5 protein-coding genes are annotated in these 3,268 nt (G+C 59.8%); 2 read left to right on the top strand and 3 right to left on the bottom strand.

Annotated elements, in window-relative coordinates; all coding sequences use genetic code 11:
* Positions 1-51: 51 nt before the first annotated feature.
* Both JHD07_RS02430 and JHD07_RS02425 read right to left on the bottom strand, forming a co-directional pair.
* Complete coding sequence (locus JHD07_RS02430; protein ID WP_100179084.1) at positions 52-819, bottom strand: hypothetical protein; 768 nt, start codon at positions 817-819, stop codon at positions 52-54.
* Positions 820-946: 127 nt separating this feature from the next.
* Entirely contained in the window at positions 947-1,234 is a 288-nt protein-coding gene (locus tag JHD07_RS02425; RefSeq protein ID WP_100181364.1) for a hypothetical protein, read from the bottom strand.
* 1,083 nt (positions 1,235-2,317) lie between these two features.
* On the opposite strand from JHD07_RS02425, the gene JHD07_RS02420 reads away from it, so the two are divergent.
* Both JHD07_RS02420 and JHD07_RS02415 read left to right on the top strand, forming a co-directional pair.
* A complete protein-coding gene (locus tag JHD07_RS02420) occupies positions 2,318-2,518 on the top strand; it encodes a hypothetical protein (protein WP_100179083.1) in 201 nt (66 codons plus the stop codon).
* Between the two features lie 59 nt (positions 2,519-2,577).
* Positions 2,578-2,736 (top strand): hypothetical protein, encoded by a 159-nt coding sequence (locus tag JHD07_RS02415; RefSeq protein ID WP_212065535.1) that lies wholly within the window; start codon positions 2,578-2,580, stop codon positions 2,734-2,736.
* 337 nt (positions 2,737-3,073) lie between these two features.
* Here JHD07_RS02415 and JHD07_RS02410 read toward each other — a convergent pair.
* Positions 3,074-3,268 (bottom strand): hypothetical protein (locus JHD07_RS02410; protein ID WP_291618563.1); only part of this gene is annotated, 195 nt, incomplete at its 5' end.

The following is a 3,268-nucleotide window of genomic DNA, read 5'->3' as shown; positions in this document are numbered from 1 at the left end:
CCTCAAGCCCTAGACCCCCAACTTGCGGGTCTAGGGATGCTAGCACCTGTTCTAGTTGTGAAGAAAGTTCTGAAACGCTTCGGCAGTAGCGCGAGAGGGATTTGCGGTGGATTTCGATGGCGCGGCGAGATCACGCGTCGTTCGGATCAACTGTTCGCTCTGATTGATGCCGGCCTCGCTGCCGCGGATGATACCGTCGATCATCGCGACGTTTGCGCCGAAATCGGAAAGCACTTGATTGGCCCTGACGAGCTGCAACTGCCCAGGCACCATCCGTTTGGCCAAACTGATCTGTCCGGCCTGGATCATGAGCGCCTCGAGCCGCTCCTTCAACTTCCTGCGCAGTTCGCGGGCCGACGCCAGACTTTGCTCCAGTGCTGTCTTTTCCTGAAAAAGCAGCTCGAGCTGGGAGCGGAAAATGTCCAGGCTCGGATAGGTTTTGCCGGCAAATATGATCGATTGATCGGGGAAGCCCGCCTTGTCACGGTAGGCTGCACGTCCCTGTTCTAGGAAAGCGGTGTTCTTGCCTGCCAGGAGCTCCTGGTCGGAAACCAACGAAGTGACCGAGTTGAACTCGACCCTGACCGCCTCGATCGATTGTCCAATAGACCGCTCCAGCTGAGACAGCTTTTCGTAGCGGTTGTTGAGGCATCCTTCGGCGTTGCCGAGGCAGGCTGACTCACTCCAGCCAAGCGCCCTGTCGCGGACGAAGCTTTCGATGGTACTGGCGGTGGTCGGTGATACGACCGTCAATCCGGCATAGCCAGCGGCGGTGAGAGCGGAGGTCGTGGTTAAGATAGCGAGCGTCTTGATCAGCATTTTTCAGTTTCCTGGTTCGGCCACTTGGCCCGTTGACTTCAATCAATCTCTTGGAGGGAGCTCGGAGCTTTTTGCACGGCGGCCCCAAAATATTTCTTCGGCGACGGTCTAGACCGAACGTGCTAGGTCAGCGGCGCCGGAGATGGCGCCTACCTTGATGGGCAACAGTAATAAGCGAGCCGTCGTCTGCGACCACCGCGTAGACATCAAGCCAGCGTTCGATGACCTTCATGCCGCGCGGCCCGCCCATGTCTCGCGTCAATTGCTTGACCGCGCTCTTGTCGAAGAACAAGACATCTGCGTGATGTGAGCGCGCCGACCTGCCGTATCGATGCAACAGATCGACAACGATGTACGGAATGGCACGTTGCTGCATCCGGCTTGAAGCGTGGGACGTAAAGGCAAGCTTTGACATTGTGGTCTCCCCGTTTTCCGGACGAAGGAAAGTCTCGTCCGCCACTCGTTTCTTGGAGGGGGAAACCGTGGAATTGCTTTTGGACTCCAGCAAATTTATGCCGGTCCGTTGCCATGGTCGGAGCTAGGCGAGGCCGGCAATCGTATACAAGCAGATCCGTTGACGTGTGTCGGCCTGGTGGGTCATTCATAATCGCGGGTGGGTCTACTGCTCCCGTTCAGCGCAGCCCTCAATCGCCGCAGTATGTCTAAGCCAATCAATCAGTCTCCGATGCGTGGAGACGGGACACCTATGCATTCCGCATCCTTCGGCGAGTTCGCGACGGGCGGGTCAACGCGGCGAGCGACGCCGCATTGCCTCGTTCTGATCTGTAACCGGTTCGCCACCGGGAATGCTGCCCGTCCTTCCTTGCTGGGCATCGGCATCGCCGTCTTTGTAGCGTTTCCTTGTCATTACGTTCCTCGTTTGGGTACGCGGCCGGCATTGCCCGTGGGGTTGCACTGGCGGCGGGATTGCTGGGTGGCGCCCAGCACGCTTCTGTCTTGTCGACATCATCTTGCTCCATTGAAAAGGTCGTGGCCGGTTGGCCTGGGGTGGTTCCTTTTTTGTCGTACAAGCCTGGCGAAATTGCTTCTGGCACTCGCCGGCACTCGCGCAATGCAGAGGCCGTGCCTATTCCGCATCGGCTGCAGAATCTTTGGGCGGATTTGGGCCAAATCTGTCGGACAAATTCCAACAGCGTGCTTGGGGATCGCGCCCTCACTACTGACGTTAGACAGTAGTGAGGGCGCTTTCAGCACCTGTTGCCGACTTGTCGGCATCGGGGAGGGGGAGCCTCCCCGAACCCTTCCCATGGCCGCTTAGGGCTGCGCCACCCAGCGGCCAGCGGAGCGCACGCGCTGCGCTCCACACCTCTCCGCGGCCAGGGGCACCCCGGCACCCCACATTCGTACATCGGGTACATTCAGGTGCCGCCTCGCTAAGCAACAAACCGGCCTGACAGCTTTACGTCCCGTGACGTTGCGTCAGCATCGGATCACAGCGTTTCGCTGGAAACACCCTCTCGTTTGAAAAGGAGTACCCATGGCCGAGAGTAAGATGCCCTCACACGACGCGTTCGTTGTTAGCGGCGACGGCAGGAAGGCAACGTGGACGCGGATCGGCGCCGCGTGGCCGAACGACGACGGCAAGGGCTTCAACATCGTGATTGCGCCGGGCCTTGCGGTCTCGGGCAAGATCGTGCTTCGCGAACCGAAACCCCAGGGCGACCAGGAGGGCGACTAGAAGCTGCTTCGCTCGCCGAAGCGGATGCGCTCCTGGACGCGATCCACGCGCATATCGAGATGACCTCGTGGCCCCAGTGGCGCAAGGATCAATTCATTCGAGCTGTCGAAGCGTTGGCCGAAGCCCAGCTTGTCATCGAAAAGGCAATTGAGTTGCCACAGGACGCGGAATTCCGGCAGCGCGTTGCCGCCGCCTTCATACTGTTTGCGAAATGCTGAGGCTCTCCTACGGGAGGGCCTCTTTGGGTTTGGCGTGCCCTCCGGGCCGGGCTTTCAGGCTTCGCCCGGAGCCGCTGCGCCGTCTCTGCCCATTCGGGTCTCAATCCCTCACGCGAAGCCATAATGCACTCCTCGCCGGAGGCACTCGGTCAAGCCTCTGCTTGACGGCACCGCTATCACTGAGGCGTGCGCCGGGTGCCATTTTTAACCGGTCTCGTCGCCGCAGTCGGTCCCGCGTCCCGCTACGCGGCGCTATGCTGACGCTCTTGCGGCTGCATTGTTGCCGGCCTCTGCTTGTGCGTCGGCCTTCGGGCGGTTCAACGCCGTAGACAAGCGGTCAAACCAGCTTCTTGTGGAAGTTCACGCGCGGCGGAAAGGCGTGTTCCGCAATCCGCACCTTCTGCATGTAGTTTTGCATGAACTGAACGGCCGGAGATTGCATCAGCCGCGTCATCTCTCGTTCCCGCTCTCGCCAGGCTTTCATCGCGGGGGAGTTGAACGTCTTCTCCATCAGCTCGACTTGCTTTGTAAA

Origin of the sequence: Bradyrhizobium sp., assembly GCF_016462955.1 — a bacterium.
Lineage (GTDB): Bacteria > Pseudomonadota > Alphaproteobacteria > Rhizobiales > Xanthobacteraceae > Bradyrhizobium.
Note: the sequence above shows the minus strand (reverse complement) of the source record. Positions and strands in the feature narration are given on the sequence as shown.

Excerpts from the sequence above, each read along its gene's own strand:
- JHD07_RS02430 (WP_100179084.1), bottom strand. The coding sequence starts at position 819 with ATGCTGATCAAGACGCTCGCTATCTTAACCACGACCTCCGCTCTCACC.
- JHD07_RS02425 (WP_100181364.1), bottom strand. The coding sequence starts at position 1,234 with ATGTCAAAGCTTGCCTTTACGTCCCACGCTTCAAGCCGGATGCAGCAA.
- JHD07_RS02420 (WP_100179083.1), top strand. The coding sequence starts at position 2,318 with ATGGCCGAGAGTAAGATGCCCTCACACGACGCGTTCGTTGTTAGCGGC.
- JHD07_RS02415 (WP_212065535.1), top strand. The coding sequence starts at position 2,578 with ATGACCTCGTGGCCCCAGTGGCGCAAGGATCAATTCATTCGAGCTGTC.